16 protein-coding genes and 1 other RNA gene are annotated in these 19071 nt (G+C 35.3%); 10 read left to right on the top strand and 7 right to left on the bottom strand.

All coding sequences use genetic code 11. From position 1 onward, the window contains the following. Positions 1 to 195 precede the first annotated feature (195 nt). Both ACOCEA_RS08760 and ACOCEA_RS08755 read right to left on the bottom strand, forming a co-directional pair. Positions 196 to 1074 carry a DMT family transporter gene (locus ACOCEA_RS08760; RefSeq protein ID WP_420755851.1) on the bottom strand — a complete coding sequence of 293 codons (879 nt, stop codon included), beginning with the start codon at positions 1072 to 1074 and terminating at the stop codon, positions 196 to 198. 12 nt (positions 1075 to 1086) lie between these two features. Beyond that, a complete protein-coding gene (locus tag ACOCEA_RS08755) occupies positions 1087 to 2631 on the bottom strand; it encodes a hypothetical protein (RefSeq protein ID WP_420755850.1) in 1545 nt (514 codons plus the stop codon). A gap of 146 nt (positions 2632 to 2777) precedes the next feature. Between ACOCEA_RS08755 and ACOCEA_RS08750 the strand changes: the two genes are divergently transcribed. Further along, entirely contained in the window at positions 2778 to 3950 is a 1173-nt protein-coding gene (locus ACOCEA_RS08750; protein WP_420755849.1) for a 2-isopropylmalate synthase, read from the top strand. Positions 3951 to 3952: 2 nt separating this feature from the next. Beyond that, the gene (gene leuB / locus ACOCEA_RS08745) at positions 3953 to 5071 is read left to right on the top strand and encodes a 3-isopropylmalate dehydrogenase (RefSeq protein WP_420755848.1); all 1119 of its coding nucleotides are present in this window, start codon (positions 3953 to 3955) and stop codon (positions 5069 to 5071) included. A gap of 11 nt (positions 5072 to 5082) precedes the next feature. Here leuB and ACOCEA_RS08740 read toward each other — a convergent pair whose 3' ends face one another. After that, the gene (locus tag ACOCEA_RS08740; protein WP_420755847.1) at positions 5083 to 6309 is read right to left on the bottom strand and encodes a peroxiredoxin family protein; all 1227 of its coding nucleotides are present in this window, start codon (positions 6307 to 6309) and stop codon (positions 5083 to 5085) included. 128 nt (positions 6310 to 6437) lie between these two features. Here ACOCEA_RS08740 and pheT point away from each other — a divergent pair, with 128 nt between their 5' ends. Continuing rightward, a complete protein-coding gene (gene pheT, locus ACOCEA_RS08735) occupies positions 6438 to 8864 on the top strand; it encodes a phenylalanine--tRNA ligase subunit beta (protein WP_420755846.1) in 2427 nt (808 codons plus the stop codon). Here pheT and ACOCEA_RS08730 read toward each other — a convergent pair whose 3' ends face one another. After that, positions 8865 to 9437, bottom strand: coding sequence for a fasciclin domain-containing protein (locus ACOCEA_RS08730; protein ID WP_420755845.1), 573 nt, complete (start codon positions 9435 to 9437; stop codon positions 8865 to 8867). 207 nt (positions 9438 to 9644) lie between these two features. Here ACOCEA_RS08730 and ACOCEA_RS08725 point away from each other — a divergent pair, with 207 nt between their 5' ends. Then, on the top strand, positions 9645 to 10367 hold the full coding sequence (locus ACOCEA_RS08725; RefSeq protein WP_420755844.1) for a hypothetical protein: 723 nt from the start codon (positions 9645 to 9647) through the stop codon (positions 10365 to 10367). 117 nt (positions 10368 to 10484) lie between these two features. Here ACOCEA_RS08725 and ACOCEA_RS08720 read toward each other — a convergent pair whose 3' ends face one another. Then, positions 10485 to 12113, bottom strand: coding sequence for an ABC-F family ATP-binding cassette domain-containing protein (locus ACOCEA_RS08720; RefSeq protein WP_420755843.1), 1629 nt, complete (start codon positions 12111 to 12113; stop codon positions 10485 to 10487). Positions 12114 to 12289: 176 nt separating this feature from the next. On the opposite strand from ACOCEA_RS08720, the gene ACOCEA_RS08715 reads away from it, so the two are divergent. Beyond that, a complete protein-coding gene (locus ACOCEA_RS08715) occupies positions 12290 to 13675 on the top strand; it encodes a transaldolase (protein WP_420755842.1) in 1386 nt (461 codons plus the stop codon). 25 nt (positions 13676 to 13700) lie between these two features. On the opposite strand, the gene ACOCEA_RS08710 is transcribed toward ACOCEA_RS08715, so the two are convergent. Continuing rightward, on the bottom strand, positions 13701 to 14510 hold the full coding sequence (locus tag ACOCEA_RS08710; protein WP_420755841.1) for an SDR family oxidoreductase: 810 nt from the start codon (positions 14508 to 14510) through the stop codon (positions 13701 to 13703). A 131-nt stretch (positions 14511 to 14641) separates the two neighbouring features. Continuing rightward, positions 14642 to 14740: signal recognition particle sRNA small type (gene ffs, locus ACOCEA_RS08705), an RNA gene on the bottom strand. A 134-nt stretch (positions 14741 to 14874) separates the two neighbouring features. Here ffs and ACOCEA_RS08700 point away from each other — a divergent pair. The 5 genes from ACOCEA_RS08700 (at position 14875) to ACOCEA_RS08680 (ending at position 19069) form a co-directional block, all read left to right on the top strand. Beyond that, a complete protein-coding gene (locus ACOCEA_RS08700) occupies positions 14875 to 15930 on the top strand; it encodes a glutaminyl-peptide cyclotransferase (protein ID WP_420755840.1) in 1056 nt (351 codons plus the stop codon). Between the two features lies 1 nt (position 15931). Further along, positions 15932 to 16321 carry an acyl-CoA thioesterase gene (locus tag ACOCEA_RS08695; RefSeq protein ID WP_420755839.1) on the top strand — a complete coding sequence of 130 codons (390 nt, stop codon included), beginning with the start codon at positions 15932 to 15934 and terminating at the stop codon, positions 16319 to 16321. Between the two features lie 22 nt (positions 16322 to 16343). Then, a complete protein-coding gene (locus tag ACOCEA_RS08690; RefSeq protein WP_420755838.1) occupies positions 16344 to 17885 on the top strand; it encodes a hypothetical protein in 1542 nt (513 codons plus the stop codon). Positions 17886 to 18027: 142 nt separating this feature from the next. Next, positions 18028 to 18759 (top strand): LytR/AlgR family response regulator transcription factor, encoded by a 732-nt coding sequence (locus ACOCEA_RS08685; protein WP_420755837.1) that lies wholly within the window; start codon positions 18028 to 18030, stop codon positions 18757 to 18759. Between the two features lie 139 nt (positions 18760 to 18898). After that, positions 18899 to 19069 carry a hypothetical protein gene (locus ACOCEA_RS08680; protein ID WP_420755836.1) on the top strand — a complete coding sequence of 57 codons (171 nt, stop codon included), beginning with the start codon at positions 18899 to 18901 and terminating at the stop codon, positions 19067 to 19069. Positions 19070 to 19071: the final 2 nt, after the last annotated feature.

Genomic DNA, 19071 nt, shown 5'->3' with positions numbered 1-19071 from the left:
ACGCTAAAATCATGAAACGAAACGTAACAATGCTTTCAGCTATTCTTTTTTTATCTGGATATGATATAGACACCTTTTACACTGCACATAAAAAGAGGATAATCAAATAATTGCTGTTAGAGTTTCTCTATTTAAGCTTACCACTAACCAATAGTGTTTCCCTAGAAATACAGTTTGAGGGCAATAACCCTACAGTTAATCAAAAACAGTGACGTTTTGTTTTTTCACAGATCTAAAACTTTCGATAACTACGGAGCTTACTATTAAAATTCCACCAATTACAGTTGTTACTTCCGGTATTTCATTTAGAAAAATCATACCAATAAGTATTCCATAAACGGGTTGTATACTGCTTAGGATACTAACTACAGTAATACTAAAATGCTTAAAAGTAATTAAAAACAAGGAATGGCCAATTGCGGTTGTGATAACCGCTAACGCAAGTAGGCCTTGCCACTGGTTGAGTATTGTAGAAACCTCTGTGAAAAACAGAACTGGTAATAGCAATACCCCTATTACAGCGGTCTGGTAAACCATTAACATAGTTCCGTGATACTGGGTTACTTTCGACTTCATCAAAACGTTACGCAAGGCGTATGAAAAGGCAGAAAGTACACCCATCCCAACTGCAATGGTCATTGAACCATCTAAATCAAAATCTGGACTCAAAAAATATATTCCACCCAAAACAAGAGCTCCCAAAAGCAAATGAATACGTTGAAGTTTAGTTTTTAATAAAATAGGCTCAAGAAATGCAGTTATTACCGGATAGGTAAACAAAGACAACATTCCAACAGCAACATTAGACCATTTTAAGGCATAAAAATAAAATAACCAATGAAGCCCCATTAAAACTCCACTTAAAAGAACAATTGGCATATCCTTTTTGTACACCTTTAACGAAATACCTTTCCATTTACAAAACAATAGAAGCACCAAAAATGCCAATATACCCCTAGATGCAGTGGTCACCGGTACAGGAAGGTCTACAAATCGACCCAAAGCACCAGATGTGCTGATAAATAACATCGCCAAATTAATTTCTAGCAAGTGTGAGAAATGCTTTCGATTCATTAACGATATAACTTAACGGGTATGTTGAAGCGCTTTTTCCCTAATAATCTGTGAAACTGGTTTGTTTTCCAAATGACTTTCCAACCAAGATATAATGTCTAAATATAAAAATGCCCTTTTTTCGTATGGATGGTCTTCATATTTCTTTAATTCTGAATGTAACTTTTGGAATTCCGCTCTTAGCTCATTTGGATAAATTCCTCCAAGGTTCCTTAAAAATTTGATCATTTCCTTTTGAACGGCATGCATATCATTCATTTTAAGCAAGAACTTATAGGTGCTCTTTAACTGTACCTCCAAATGATAGTCCATTCCCGCTTCATAATGTGCAACCAAACTTAAAACTCTAGCGAAACACATTAAGTCCTCGCGCATTTTAAGATTTTTATTGTCTATTATTTTCTTCAAATACAGAATACATGTTTTATTATCACCTATTCCAAAATACAAACAGGCAATTTTATAATACAATACCATTACATGGTGGGCATCGATCCTATCCTTGTGTTTATTTATGCCATACTCAATTATTTTTACGAGATATAGCCCTTTCTTAAATGTTCCTTCTAAAAAATGAAGGTTCAATTTGTTAGCATTTAGGTATAGAAAGGCAAGTGAGCTAATATTGTCATTTTTTGGAAAACTTTTGTCGTTTATTACATCTTCCAAATTATCAAGTGTTTCTTTAAGTTGAGAGCTGTATTTTACATAAAATAAGGATTCTAATAAATAATGATTCCCTTTTAAAAAGAAAACTGGGTTTAAATAAATCATTTCACTGTGCTCATAAAAAAGATCAACCCATTTACTGGCATATTTGTAACACGAAAGAAAATCTTGTATTAAAAAACTGTACCATAAATGCGCTTTATAAAGCCATAGTTTTTCCCTAAAGCCTAATTGCTCCAATTCATACTTTGGTAGATGTTTGGCAAAATAATCCTGGACTTTTTTTAAGTCCTCATCGCCTCTCACATAGCCAACTTTTAGCATCATCCCGTATAGTTGTAAGGATAAATTGGAAAGCTTGCTGGTCATTACATTTTGCTCGGAAAGTTCCTTCGCCTGCAAAGCAAGCTCGTTGGCCCTGTCTGGAATACTTCTCGTAATATATTGGGTCTCGATAATCTTTTCTAGCTCAACTATTTCATAGGCGATATTTTTTTCCTCATTATCAATGGCTGTAGATTTTGCCTTATCCAGAATTTTAAGACTTTGTTTATACAGGCCTTTTTGGTATAAAATGGTGGCAAAATCTAATTGCTCCCTAATTTGCACCCGTATATTCTGGTTAACAGGGTTTAATCTTAGGCTAACCAAAATCTGTTTGTACAGGTGTGCTTTCAGATTAGAAAGCTGTGCTTTTTTAACTATCCCACTTTCTAGGATCACCTTTTCATCATATTGCTTAATTTTGTCCAATAAATTGAATAGGGCCAGAAATTTCGCGTCAGTATTTACACCCAATCGGCCTACGTACAATTTAAATTGTCGTTTCTCAGATTTAGAGAGTGATTTGACCAAAACGAACAAAGCGTCTTTATGAGCATTTGTCATCGTAAAAAAAATAGTTTAAGTAATTGATTTTTAAGATATTATTTAGACTAAAAAGTATATTAACGTTGTAAATTATATAACAAAATTTGGGTTTTCAGTTAATAGCGTTATATATTCGTTTAACCAGCTAAAATTACACAAATATAATGAGCAAAGATATAGTACAGATATTTGATACTACACTAAGAGATGGCGAGCAGGTTCCTGGTTGTAAATTAGACATGGAGCAAAAATTGGTTATTGCCGAAAGATTGGATCTTTTAGGTGTAGACATTATAGAAGCTGGATTCCCTATTTCCAGTCCTGGCGATTTCAAATCGGTTGAGAGTATTTCCAAACTCGTTAAAAATGCAACGGTTTGTGGCCTTACCAGAGCTGTGAAAAGAGATATCGAGGTCGCAGCAGAGGCCTTAAAATATGCGAAAAGGCCAAGAATCCATACTGGTATTGGAACATCTGACTCCCATATTAAATTCAAGTTCAATTCAAATAGGGATGCCATTATAGAAAGGGCCGTTGAAGCTGTGAGCTATGCTAAAACCTTTGTTGAAGATGTAGAATTTTATGCTGAGGATGCCGGTAGAACCGATAATGAATTCTTAGCCAGGGTTTGTGAAGCCGTAATTAAAGCCGGGGCTACAGTTTTGAATATTCCAGATACCACAGGATATTGTTTGCCAGAAGAATACGGTGCAAAAATGAAGTTTTTAAAGGAAAATGTAACTGGAATAGATAAGGCAATACTTTCTTGCCACTGCCATAATGATTTAGGATTGGCCACTGCCAATTCAATTGCTGGGGTGATTAATGGGGCAAGACAAATTGAATGTACCATAAATGGTATTGGTGAACGTGCCGGTAACACCTCATTAGAAGAGGTTGTTATGATTATGAGGCAGCATCCAAACCTGAATTTAGATACTAGAATCAATAGTAAGTTGTTATATGATACCAGTAAAATGGTCTCAAATAAAATGGGCATGATGGTTCAGCCAAACAAGGCTATTGTTGGCGCAAATGCTTTTGCACATAGCTCCGGCATACATCAAGATGGCGTAATTAAAAATAGGGAAACCTATGAAATTATAGATCCTGCAGATGTAGGTGTTACTGAATCCTCAATCGTTTTAACCGCAAGAAGTGGTAGGGCCGCCTTAGCATATAGGGCCAAAATTGTAGGTTATGAACTGACCAAGCTACAATTGGACAAGGTATATGAGGAGTTTTTAAAATTTGCGGACCGTAAGAAGGAAATCGTGGATGAGGACATTCATGAAATAATTGAGGTAAGTAAGGTCAACCTTCAAAGCATTGGTTAACTATGCACATTAATATTGCTGTTTTAGGGGGTGATGGTATAGGACCAGAGGTGGTAACACAGTCAATTAAATGTTTACGATCCGTAGAGGAAACCTTTGGGCATAGCTTTACTTTTAAAAAGGCAATCATAGGAGCTGAGGCGATAGAGAAAAATGGCAATCCATTACCAGATGAGACCTTAAAAATCTGTAAAGATTCGGATGCAGTACTATTCGGTGCTATTGGTTCGCCAAAATACGATGGAAACCCTAGGGCCAAAATCTGGCCAGAACAAGGATTGCTTAGGTTAAGAAAGGAACTTGGGCTATTTGCAAATATTAGACCTGTAAAAGTTTTTCCAACCTTGGTCAGACAATCCCCATTGGCAAAAAGAATTGTTAAGAATACAGATCTGGTAATTTATAGAGAGTTGTCTGGCGGCATATACTATGGGGAAAAAACAAATAATGAAGATGACCTTGTTGCAACCGATATTTGCACGTACACAGAAAAAGAAATCAGCCGCATAACGCATTTAGCTTTTAAGGCTGCAAAGGCTAGGCGAAAAAAACTTACCCTTGTTGATAAGGCCAATGTTTTGGCAACATCTAGACTTTGGCGAAGAATTGTTTTTGAAATTGGAAAAAGTTACCCAGAGGTAGCCCTAGAAGCTCTTTTTATTGACAATGCAGCGGTGCAAATGATTTTGAACCCTACTCAGTTTGATGTTATTTTGACAGACAACATGTTCGGTGATATTTTATCGGATCAAGGCAGCGTAATTGCAGGGTCTATTGGATTACTGCCTTCCGCTTCCGTTGGTGCGGAGCATGCGATGTTTGAACCAATACACGGCTCCTATCCTGATGCAAAAGATAAGAACATAGCGAATCCTGTGGCCTCTATCCTAAGTGTAGCAATGCTTTTACAACATTTTAAACTCAACGAGGAATCAGATGCTGTGGTAGCCGCTGTCCTTAAATCATTTTCCAAAAAAATCGTTACCCCAGATATTATGGGAAGCAGCAAATACGGCACAAACTATGTGGGCGACTTTATTGCTGATAATATCATGGAAATTGATGACCACTTTAATATGAACGACGAAAATATTGGTTTAGGAAAATCTACCATCATTTAATTTGTCCTTACCTATTCTTCCAGCAATTGATTTAAAAAAGAATTGAATTCTTTTTTAAACTCAACAAATTTTTCTCCTGTTGCAGGTCCGTTAAATCCAGTGTGGATTTTTCTGACTTTTCCTTTTTTATCAATAAATATTGTAGTAGGATAGGATAAAACATGATTCAACATAGGTAGTTTTTCCTGTGCTTTCACTTTATCCGAACTTCCAAATTGTGCCAACAATACAGGATAGTTCACTTTAACCCTATCTACAAGTCTTTGGATGCTTTTTTGGGCAAGTGCTTCCGTCTTAGCATATTCAAAAGCCAAGCCAATCACCTTTAAATCCTCATTAGGGTTTTTATCAAGGTAGTCTACCAGAAATTTAGTCTCGTCCAAACAATTAGGACACCACGTTCCCATTATTTGGACTAAGACCACTTTATTGTTAAATCCTGTGTCCCCCAAAGAAACCATATTGCCGTTCACATCAGGAAACGAAAAGGCCAATTTATCATAACCTTTTTTTAAAAAAGTTAAGGAATCTGGACTCTCCAAATCAAAAAGCTCATTTCTTTTTGCTATAAAGGGCTCTTTGAAATGATTGCCTGAATAAAAAATCCCGTTCATAGTGGAATCTGTAACTTTAGCAGTGAACAAAAACGCGTGCGCACCATCAAAAGCTGATATTTTCAATGAATCCCCATCAACAATACCTTGTAAAAATCTATAATCACCAGTTGTAGTCCTAAACGTTCCGGTTACCTCTCCATCGATAAGCTTAAAAATCCCCTTTCCCATATACCTATCTTCTGTCATTGGACTAAATTCAGTTTCCCAAATACCCGTAACATCAACTTTACTTTGTCGCTTTTTAGAAAAACGACTAGATAAACCGTAACTAGCTTCAAAAGGCACTACCCTATCCAAACTTGCTATGGTGAATGCTCCCGAGATACTGGAATCAGTTGCCTTTCCAGCAATATATCCCTCAAAAACAGGTATTTTGATATTAATGGAATCCCCAACTAAAACAATCTCATCAACCGTTATTACTTCATCAGCATTATAAATATCCATTTGAAGTTTATTTCCGGTGCTCTTATAGAGCTTAAAATTGAATGGTAAGGTTTGGTTATCCATTACGGTCAATCTTCCCTGCCATATCCCTTCTAGTAAAAAATTCTGTTTTTTTCCTTTAGAACATCCAATAATTAGTGTTAAAACAATTATGACTTTCAAATAATTTTTCATCCATCAATTTTTATTAGTGGCGAAATAACAATATATATTGAAGTTTATAAAATTAAAAGCAAATCCGTTGTAAGTATATTGACTGTCTTAGGGCATTGTTTTATCTTTACCGGCTTTAAAAGCAATTAATGAAGATTTCTTACAACTGGTTAAAACAGTTTATAAATACGGATTGGGATTCCAATAAAACGGCCGAACTTTTAACAGACCTTGGTCTAGAGGTAGAGGGTATAGAGAATTTTGAATCCGTAAAAGGCGGTTTAAAAGGTATTGTTGTTGGACACGTCCTGAGCTGCGAAAAACATAGCAATGCTGACAAACTTAAAGTTACCATGGTTGATATTGGCGAAGAAACACCACTACAAATAATATGTGGTGCCCCAAATGTTGCCAAAGGACAAAAAGTACCAGTTGCTACTATAGGAACTACTTTATATACCAAGGAAGGCGAAGCTTGGGTAATTAAGAGAGGGAAAATTCGTGGTGAGGAAAGCCAAGGGATGATTTGTGCCGAAGATGAGTTAGGCTTGGGTGAAAGTCATGATGGCATTTTGGTTTTAGATGACAATTTGCAACCAGGAACACCATGCGCATCTGTTTTTAAGGTAGAGCTTGACGAGGTTTTTGAAATTGGCTTAACTCCCAATAGGGCTGATGCCATGAGTCATTTTGGTGTTGCCCGGGATTTAAAGGCCGGGTTAAAACAAAAGGAAATAAACAAGGAGTTAATTACACCCCCAACCAGTCATTTTAACATTGACAACCGTTCCTTGAAGATTGATGTAAAGGTAGTGGATAATGAACTTGCACCTAGATACTGTGGCATCACCATAAGCAATCTTGTGGTTCAACCCTCACCAGATTGGTTAAAGAACAGACTTAATGCCATAGGAATTACTCCAAAAAACAATGTGGTAGATGCCACCAATTATGTACTTCACGAATTGGGACAACCTCTACATGCTTTTGATGCGAATAAAATCAAAGGCAATGAGATAGTTGTGAAAACAATGCCCAAGGGTACAAAGTTTATAACATTGGATGGCATAGAAAGAGAATTAGATGAAGAAGATCTAATGATTTGCGACAGTGAAAAGCCCATGTGTATTGCTGGTGTTTTTGGCGGGTTACATTCAGGGGTTACAGAGGATACCACCGCAATTTTTCTGGAAAGCGCCTACTTTAACCCTGTATCTATTAGGAAATCCGCAAAAAGACATGGCTTAAATACAGATGCCTCTTTTAGATTTGAACGTGGCGTTGATATCGAAAATGTTGAATATAGCCTTAAACGTGCTGCCCTTTTAATTAAGGAAATTGCTGGAGGGGATATTACCTCTGAAATTATAGATCTTTATCCAAATAAGAAAGGAGATTTTGAGGTCTTCCTTGCTTTTGATAAGATTCATAATCTTATTGGCCAGGTAATTCCTGAAGATACCATAAAATCTATTTTAACATCACTGGAAATAAAGGTAAAAAATGTAACCGAATCCGGAATGGGTCTTTCAGTTCCCTCCTATAGAGTGGACGTACAGCGACAAGTAGATGTAATTGAGGAAATATTAAGGGTATACGGATACAACAATATTCAATTTAGTGAAAAACTAACGGCATCTATAGCTAGTACAGGCCCATTTGAAGATCATAAGATCCAAAATACCATAGGCAACCTTTTATCTTCAAAAGGGTATTATGAGATTTTGACCAACAGTCTCACAAGTCCAGAATATTATACAAAAAGTGATGGATTCGCGGATAAGAAAGCTGTTGAGATTTTAAATCCATTAAGCGGGGAGTTATCTATTTTAAGAAAATCTTCCATATTTTCTGCAATGGAAGCGGCCAGCTATAATATTAATCGAAAAAAACAAAACCTTCGGTTATTTGAATTCGGTAAAACATATTATAATTTAAATGAAGAGCGCCGGGAAGATAAATATTTAAGTCTGCTACTAACTGGCGACACCAGGGAGGCAAGTTGGACCCAAACATCTTCCAAGGTAAACTTCTTTCAACTTAAAACAATGGTACTTTCTATATTGGAAAGGGTAGGAATCACCACTTTTGAAGAGCAACCTGTAGGATCCGATTTATTTTCGGAAGGACTTTCAGTTTACAAAGGACCACACGAACTAGTAGAATATGGCGTAGTAAAAAAAACTATTTTAAAGCAGTTTGATATAAAACAAGACGTTCTTTTCGCCAATTTTAATTGGGACAATATTTTAAAATTGTTGAACAAAAAAGGAATCGTATACAGGGAAATATCGAAATATCCAGAAGTTAAAAGGGATTTTGCCTTATTATTGGACAATGCCATTACTTTTAAAGAAGTATATGATCTTGGATTTAAAGCAGAGCGTAAATTGCTTACCAATATTAACCTATTTGATGTTTATCAGGGTAAGAATCTTCCAGAGGGTAAAAAATCGTATGCTGTTAGTTTTACCTTACAAGATGCCAATGGCACGCTTACAGATAAACAAATAGAAAAAATTATGACTAAGCTTAAAACTACCTATGAGCGTGAGTTACAAGCTGAACTTAGATAATTAAATCTTTACAGGAAGAAATACGCTATCAATCTCATGGATAACCCCATTGCATTGATTAGAGTCTGCGGAAACAATTTTTGCCTTATTGCCATGGATATCAGTTAAGACGATATCGATTCCATTCATGGTTGCAGTGATTTTATCACCTTGCACGGTGGTGAAAGTGGCTTTGCCATTGCCCCTGCACATAGCCTTAAGGATTTTCGATGCAGATATATTTCCTGCAATGATATGATATGACAGTACCGCTCTGAGCTCCTTTTTATTTTTTGGATCCATTAATCGTTCCTGTGTCAATTCAGACAGTTTGGCAAAAGCTACGTTAGATGGCGCAAACACAGTAAACTGTCCATCATAATCCAATACCTCGTCCAGTTCAGTGGCCCGTAACGCTTTTAACAAATAACTGTGGCGCTCATTTTTCTCGGTACGCTTAATTATAGATGTTTGAGATTCTGCTAAATAGGTAGATATATTATTAATAGGAGAGATGCTTATTTGTTCCTGAGCCCTAGAAAATAGGGTGAACAAAGCTAGGCATAGACACACGGGGAATGTCCAGTTTTTCATATTCATGGTTCTTAAAGGGGCGTACTATTCTCGTAATCGACGAAAGGTAAACTTTCATCGACAATATACAATCTAAGTTCTATTTCCAAATGCAAATAATCCCTAATACTATAATTTTAACTTTTATTTAACATTTGATTGGATTAAACAAAATTTTAGTGGAATTATTAATTCGCTAACTTTGAGATAATTGCTAAAAAAGAGGATATGTTGCTAAGAAAGACGAATCTAAAAGAGAAGTTGGATAGGGAAAGGCTAAAACAAATTGGTGCTCCTGAAATTGCGATAAAAAAGGTTTATGAAATATTCGCTAATGTGTCAAAAAACTATGAACGCATAGAACATAATTTCTCAAACCAAAAAGACAACCCACCAAATAACTTTAATATAGATTTACTGGATGCTTCTAGCATTTATCATATTGATCAGATCAAAAAAATCTGTATTGACTACCGTTTGCGATTTTTAAACACTAACTATTTTAAAGGAAAAATTCCTTATGAGGCCATTTCAAAAATAAGTACTCTAGAAAGGGAACATGCTATTGAAATTAAAGGATTTAAAATAATAGCGCCTTCTAAACTGTTTAAGTTAGAAGATAAAGACGACCCTCTATTATTTGCCCCATTGGGAAATGGCTATTTTTATTTGATTCATAAATGGGGTAGTGATTTACACCCTTTACGTAAATTTTTAATGTGGCCTTTTAAAAATGTAATAAACCTAATTTCAGTAGTTTTGGTTATGAGTCTTTTGGTTACACTATTGGTTCCAGAAGGGTTGTTTTCAAAAAATAATTCCGCAGTAGAATTTTGGATTATCTGCTTTTTTATGTTTAAATGTATAGCGTCTATAGTTATCTTTTATGGTTTTGCACATGGTAAAAATTTTAATCATGCCATTTGGAACAACAAATACCTTAAGGCTTAATTAAATATAACTAGACATTAATTAATGTTCGTGCAATTCCATCCAAATCCAGATAGTCAACAATTCTTAGGCTCTGGCGAAGGTTTAATACTTAAAATCGCTCTTTTACTCAAGCTATTAAACCGTAACAGCATACATTTTACCTCGCTGCTCCTTTAATGCCTTATCGGACATATACTCGTCAAATGTAGAATAACGGTCAATGTTGCCTTTTGGTGTCAATTCTATAATTCTGTTTGCTACCGTTTGTGCAAATTCATGGTCATGGGTTGTAAATAAAACCGTCCCTTTAAAGTTCTTTAGGGAGTTATTAAAAGCAGTGATACTCTCAAGATCTAAGTGATTTGTAGGTTCGTCCAACATAAGTACGTTGGCACGTAACATCATCATTCTACTTAGCATACACCTAACTTTTTCCCCACCAGATAACACGGTACATTTTTTTAAGGCTTCTTCACCACTGAACAACATCTTACCCAAAAATCCGCGAATGTGCACCTCTTCACGCTCCTCCTCTGTTTTGGCCCATTGTCTTAACCAATCTACCAGATTAATGTTTTCTGTAAAAAAATGACTGTTATCAGCGGGTAAATAGGATTGATTGGTAGTCACACCCCATTGAAAATCACCACTATCTGCCTTCTTATTTCCATTTAATATTTCATAAAATGCAGTGGTAGCCCTAGAATCTCTTGATATAACGGCAACTTTATCTCCCTTTGCCAAATTTATATTTACATTGTCAAAAAGTAACTCACCTTCTTCAGTGGATGCCTTTAGGCCATCTATATTTAAAATTTGGTCCCCAGCCTCTCTTTCCCTTTCAAAGATAATGGCAGGATATCTTCTACTAGAAGGTTTTATATCATCTACCTTAAGCTTGGAGAGCATCTTTTTTCTTGAGGTAGCTTGTTTACTTTTTGCAACGTTGGCACTAAATCGCATAATGAACTCCTGAAGCTCCTTTGCTTTTTCCTCTGCCTTCTTATTTTGTTGTGCCCTTTGTCTGGCTGCCAACTGACTACTTTCGTACCAGAAAGTGTAATTACCGGAATATAAGTTGAGCTTACCAAAATCTATATCACCTATATGTGTACATACCGTATCTAAAAAATGCCTATCGTGAGAAACAACAATAACTGTATTTTCATAATCGGCAAGAAAATTCTCTAACCAATTAATGGTCTCATAATCCAAGTCGTTAGTAGGCTCATCCATTATCAATACATCTGGATTTCCAAATAATGCTTGTGCCAACAACACCCGCACTTTTAGCTTAGAGTCCATTTCCGACATCAAGGTAAAATGAAGTTCAGCCCCAATTCCTAAGTTAGACAAAAGTGCTGCGGCATCACTATCCGCATTCCAACCATTCATTTCTTCAAATTGAACTTGCAACTCCCCTATCCTATCTGCATTTTCATCACTATAATCTGCATAAAGGGCATCAATTTCCTTTTTTATCTCGTAAAGCGGTTTATTTCCTTTAACAACGGTTTCCAAAACAGTAAATTCATCAGCTGAATTATGGTTTTGTTCTAGAATGGACATTCTTTTGCCAGGCTCTAGATGAACATGACCAGATGTTGGGTCCATTTGACCGGATAGAATTTTTAGGAATGTAGATTTACCGGCGCCGTTAGCCCCAATGATACCATAACAATTACCTTGTGTAAACGTTACGTTTACTTCATCAAACAATACTCTTTTCCCAAATTGAACCGAAAGGTTAGATACCGATAGCATAATCTCTTATTTAAAATCGGTGCAAAAATACAGAAATTTAAAGGCTAAAACCAACAAACTTAACATACAACGTATTTAACTTATACTATATCTAGTTCCTGCAATTTTTAACTAGCCATTAACAAGATGGGTAAATTTGGTTCAGTACTTTTGGAGAAACAGTTGCCCATTTGTGTATGGATAAATATTTACCTCTAGCACTTATTCTTTTAATTTTTAGTTGCAATACCTCCAATGAAGAAAGCGATGAAGTTATTTTTGCTGGGGAAATTGTGAATCCTACAGACGAATATGTTGTTTTGTACAAGGGAAGTTCCGTAATCGATTCTGCGAAGCTCGATGGCAACAACCGCTTTTCATTTCATTTAAACTCAGTCGAAAACGGACTATATCACTTTAACCACAAGCCTGAGCAGCAATATGTTTTTCTAGAAAAAGGGGATAGCCTTATGGTAAGGTTAAATACTATGTATTTTGATGAATCCTTGGTTTTTTCAGGAACCAACGAAGAGTTGAACAACTTTTTAATAGAAGTGTTTTTGGCAGATGAGGAAGTAGAGCAGACAATGTATTCCGAGTACTACGAATTGGAGGCTGCTGATTTTTCAATGAAAATTGATGCCTTAAGAAAGGAAAAACTTAATGTTCTAGATAAATTAAAGACAGATGCTGACTTGTCGGAAACAGCATATGAAATTGCAGAGGCTAGTATCAACTACACCTTTTATAAGTATAAGGAAATATATCCTTTTAAACACAAACGTAAATTAAAGGAAGACGAACTACATAATCTCCCAAAAGATTTTTATGCCTATCGTAAGGCTATAAATTATAACAACAAAAACCTCATATATTTAAGGCCATATTACCATTTTATGAAATCGCACTTAGGTAATTTGTCCTATATGACCTGTTCCAAATCTTGTGGAAAGGAAAATGGGGTTATTACCAATCAACTTCATTTTAATCAACACAAACTTACTATGATCGATAGTTTGCTTGCTGAAAAAGAATTGAGGGATAATCTTTTTAGAAACGTAGCCTTTGATTATTTGCTGAGAGAACATGATGAACCCGATAGCAGCAAAATTTTTATTGATGAGTTCCAGAAGGTATCTGGGAACAATATGCACATTAAGGAAATAGAAAAATTATACCAAGGAATACGAAACATACAGCCAAATAGTCCTGTGCCAGCTGTCAAGGTTTTGACTATGGATAGCCTTGAAGTTTCACTTACGGATATCACCAAGAATAAAAACGTTGTATTCTATTTCTGGTCAGCAACGGATAAGAGTCATTATGAAAATATCTTTAATCGGGTAAGGGAGCTTGAAAAAATGAAACCGGACTACGATTTTATAGGAATAAATATCCGTACAGAAAATAATAATTGGAAAGCCATAGTAAAAAACTCAAAATTAACACCAGGCTCACAATTTAGGGCTGGGGATTTTGAACAGCTTTCAGAAAAACTTATTCTTTATCCTATGAACAAATGTATTATTGCAAAAGATGCACTTATAGTTGATGCTTTTTCCAATATATATAGGAACTTATAGACTTACAAGGAATCAAACCTAATTTTTATTTACTGCTATAATTCATTAATAGTTTTTCGTACCAATTATCAGGTAAGACCCTTTTTAAAATAATTGAAAATTTCTGAAAAAATGTTCCAACCTTATAATGGATTTTAGGGTTTTTGGCCTCAATTATCCCATGTACCTTTTTTGCCACTTGAATGGGGTTGCCACCATTATCCACATCTTTATCTATTGCTTTTAAGGTATCCCCATACACTTTTTCATAAGGGGAATTTTTAATTACTGGGGCGTGATACCTACCAGATGCTATGTTGGTGGCGAAGTCACCGGGGGCCAAACAAGTAATGTTAATTCCAAAAGACTTGGTTTCCATTCTTAAACTTTCGGTAATAATTTCCAAAGCACCTTTTGTGGCTGAATATATTCCCCTGTAAGGAAGGCCCATATAACCAGCAATAGAAGTAATATTGATAATTAAACCTTTTTGCTGTTTTCTCATAATGGGCAAAACGGCCTTGATCACATTCAATGGACCACTAAAATTGGTATCAAAAGCATTTACTATTTCTTCAGAGGGCGTTTCCTCTAATGGCCCTGTAATTCCTACACCAGCGTTGTTTATTACCACATCTAACCTAACTTCATTGGTCAGTACTTCATCGATACAATCTTTAATGCTCTGTGCATTACGAACATCCATTTGCACCAACTTAAAATCATTGAAATTTGGATATTTAGCTATATTACGAGTAGTACCATAGACATTATATCCTTTTGTTGTTAAGTAGATACCAATAGCTTTACCTATTCCCGAAGATCCACCGGTAATTAGAACAGTTTTTGATTTCATTTCACTTTCAAGTTATCAATAAGAATTGATATTTAGAATTGAGTTATGCCCAATTTGCCGTTGCAGTACTAAACTAGAATAGAGATCCACATGTACAAATCCCATATGTTTGGTTGACTATTGGGTACAAAAAAAGGCAAGCTACCTACATCGCACCGCTACGACCGTATACCCTTGCTGCGTTCCCACCCTGGGGGATTCTACAGGAGCTGGTCGTGTAGGACTTGCCGGGTGCAAATATACAATCTTTTAAATCTTTCACAATCCTTTTTCATTGTAAATTTTATCAATTAACTTGCCGTTTTAAGATTAATTCATCCTGGTTTTGACTTAAGTTTTATACTATAAAAATATACATCTTATCATGAATTTATTCAAATTGCTATTTATCAGCATAATTACTTTTATTTTGGCCTCATGTGGTAGTGGTAATCAAAAAGCATCCGCATTATTTGAAATACAGATTGAAGGCAATACAAAACAATTTAATAATAATGACTTAGTAGGCATTGCTGTCAAAAACATTAAAAACAAGGCTATTGACAACATTAGTTATAGCATTGATGGGCAAGAGCTACAATTACAAGACAATAAAATAGCCATTCAATCTACAAAGCTTGGCAATAAAGAACTAAAGGCAACCATTAGCTTTGAGGGTAATTCTGTTGAAGTATCCAAAAAAATTAAAATACTAGCGCCCAAGGCACCCGAAATTTACACGTATACCATTATTAATGAATATGCTCATGACACCAATGCCTATACCCAAGGGCTAGAGTTTTACAATGACACTTTATATGAAGGAACTGGGAAAAATGGTCGTTCCTTTCTACGAAAATGGAACTATAAAACAGGTGAAATTTATGGTCAAGTGGATTTGGACCAGACTTATTTTGGCGAAGGAATTACGATTTTAAAAGACAAAATTTATCAATTGACTTGGCGTAGTGGTATGGGTTTTATATACGATTTAAACACCATGATGAAATTAGATAATTTTCAATACGGTAAAAGCAGGGAAGGCTGGGGGCTTACAAATGATGGGGTTAGGTTAATAAAAAGTGATGGTACCGAAAAAATTTGGTTCTTAAATCCAGAAACTATGACTGAAGAAGGCTTTATTGAAACCGTTACCAATAGCTCCATATTCAACAAAGCAAATGAATTGGAATATGTAAACGGCAAATTGTATGCAAATGTTTACCAAAAGCCAAGTATCATGATTATTGATTTAAATTCAGGGGCTATTGAAGGAGTGGTTAATTTTAGTGGTTTAAGTGACAAAGTAACCAAAACTGCAAACTGGATAGCTACGGACAATGTGTTAAATGGTATTGCCTATCATCCAGAACGAAAAACCTTTTTTGTTACGGGCAAGGATTGGGACAAACTGTTCGAGGTTGAAATACATAAAAAGTAGAATGTCTACCTTCCAAAAATCAATTGTTGTCAAAGAAGATGACCTAGACGACCTAAACCACGTCAATAACGTTAGATATGTACAGTGGATACAGGACATTTCCAAGGAACATTGGCAATACCAAGCGCCAAAAAAGGCCCAAGACGATTATATCTGGGTGGTGTTAACGCATCATATCGCGTATAAATCCTCTGCAGTTTTAAATGACAAGATTTCATTAAAAACATATATCAAAAAAAGTGAGGGTGCCAAATCTATCAGAGTCGTTGAAATGTTCAATGAAATAACAAATGTGTTATTGGTGCGTTCGGTTACGGAATGGTGCCTTTTAAATAGATCCACTTTAAAACCAATGCGCATATCTGAAGATATCAAAAAAATATTTTCATAGTATTAACATGTAAAAAGAAAAGGTGCGTTTCAATTTATTGTCCATATTAGCTATTCTTTTATTTATTCTTTGGGGAAGTTCCTGCAGAAAAGATTTTGAATATGCAACCAGCGCGGGCAATCTAACCTTTTCCAAGGATACCGTTTTTTTGGATACTGTGTTTAGTTCCATAGGTAGCAGCACATATATATTAAAGGTATATAACACTACAAGGGATGACATTATGATACCATCAATTCAATTAAGAAATGGTGAAGAAAGTTTTTATAGACTTAATGTTGATGGGGTTCCTGGAAAATTATTCAAAAATGTTCCTTTATATGCAAAGGATAGCCTCTTTATTTTTATTGAAACCACCATTACTACCACAGAGACAGACCCTATTGCTTTTATATATACAGATGCCATAGTTTTTGATACGGATACCAACCAGCAAAAGGTTGAATTGGTGACATTGGCCAAAGATGCCATTTTCCTATATCCAGGCAAAAATGAAAATGGAAATAACAAACAACTTATATTAGGAAAAGATGAAGAAGGCAATGCTAGTATAGTAGATAGCTTTGGTTTAACAACCGAACAACTAAATTTCACCAATATACGACCGTATGTCATTTATGGATATGCTGTTATTGACAGTTCCCAAACATTAATTATTGATAGTGGAACTAGAGTACATTTTCACCAAGATTCAGGTATTTTGGTAAACAAAGGAGGTAGATTGATTATTAATGGGAACCTAAGTGAAAATAATACTTTGTTGGAGAAAGAGGTCATTTTTGAAGGTGATAGACTGGAACCTTCTTACAGTGATCTTCCTGGTCAATGGGGCGGAATATGGATTACCAAAGGCAGTATTAACAATCAGATTGAATATTTAACCATTAAAAATGCCGGAACCGGTATTTATGTGGAAGGGCTTGAATCTTTGTCTACCCCTACCATTACTATAAAAAACAGCCAAATATATAATAGTGCCAACAATAATATTGAGGCAAATGACACTCACATTCGCGCCGAAAACGTTGTTTTAGGCGGTGCGGGCAAATCGTCCTTACATGCTTATAATGGTGGTATCTATAACTTTACCCATTGTACAATTGCTAATTATTGGAACCATGGTTTTAGGACGCAAGCCGCTTTAAAAATTAGTAACTCCTCTAAATTTATAGGTGAGAACGAAGCAAATGATCTAGTTGTCGCAAACTTTAAAAATTGTATTATTGATGGCAATGGCCTTCAAGAACTTTCACTATTGGACAATGGAGAGAATGAGTTTGATTTTATGTTCCAAAATTGTATGATAAAAATAGGTGAAAATTCAGGTCAAGATTCCCCGCTTTATGCTTTTGAAACAAATGCTAGATATTCAAACATATTCCTAAATAGTTCTATGGACTATTTTCGTCCTACAAAAAACAATTTTATGATAGGTTTAGAATCAGAGGTCATTAATTCAGGATTATTAGAATTCGCACAAGAAGTACCTCTTGATATATTGGGAAAGAATAGAACTACAGTCCCAGATTTAGGTGCTTTTCAGGCAACATCAAGAGAAGAGTAACTTATATCGTTCTTTTTGTGATGTATTTTCTTTCAAATCAAGCACTTGCAAACATAATATCACTATATCCTCCATTTTTATAAGGTTTTCCTAGTCATCTTTTTTTGTGTCAATTAGTAACTTGCCATAGAACACTATTGCCTTGGAATACAATTATACCATAATCGACTCTGATGCTATCTCTAACTTGCAATTGCGCACGTTGTTAGAGGAGTATGGTGATTTTAATTGTGTCAGTGAAAACCATACTGCTAATGATGGACTTAATAGTATATTGAAGTTCTCACCTGATATTGTATTTATAAATCTAAATAAGCAGGCGGCATCCCTTTTTCAAATTGTAATAGAATTACATCAATACATGAATACCATTCCCATGTTCATCGGTATATCCAAGACCAAGGAATATGCATATGATGCCATTAAAAACGGTTTTTTTGATTATTGGCTATTGCCATTTAACGAATTTGATATTCGAAAATCCATATTAAAACTTAAAAAGAAAGCACCCAAAGAAAAGGAACCACAGACTTTGTGCTTAAAATCTTATAATGATTTTCAGTATCTAAACACTGCAGATATTCTATATCTACAGGCAGATAACAATACCACAGAATTCTTCATGAAAGACGGCACCGTCAATAATGCATTTAAGACTTTAAAAACTTTTGAAAATCAGCTCCCTAAAAATTTTGTGCGCATTCACCAAAGTTATATCGTAAATACCGATTATATCTCACGTATTAATTTTGGCAAATCTATTTGTGCCCTAAACCAAGGGGACAAACAACTTCCTTTTTCTAAATCATATAAGGATAAAATGGACCAATTAAAAAAAACATTGTCCAAAAACTCCGTTTCCTCCCTTAATTAATCAAATTCTCTCAAAATCTAACCAAATACTCACAGACCGGCACCATTCACTAAGTGCTGGCAAAAATGCTGTTTTTAGCTGTGTAAGGATATTACCTTAGTAGTGTAATAAAAAATCCCTAACTAAAAAAACAAATAATATGAAAAAAGCAGCAAGTATTTTCGCAGTAGCATTAATGGCCCTAGGATTAACAACTTATGTAGTTGAAAACACTGCCAACGAGTTTGACTTTATGCAAGATTTGAGTACTATGCTTGCCTGTGATAATTGTGACCAGAAAGCCGATGAAAGAGAAGATCCTACCGCATAAAT

The organism is Maribacter luteocoastalis, from assembly GCF_048890225.1.
GTDB lineage: Bacteria > Bacteroidota > Bacteroidia > Flavobacteriales > Flavobacteriaceae > Maribacter > Maribacter luteocoastalis.
Note: the sequence above shows the minus strand (reverse complement) of the source record. Positions and strands in the feature narration are given on the sequence as shown.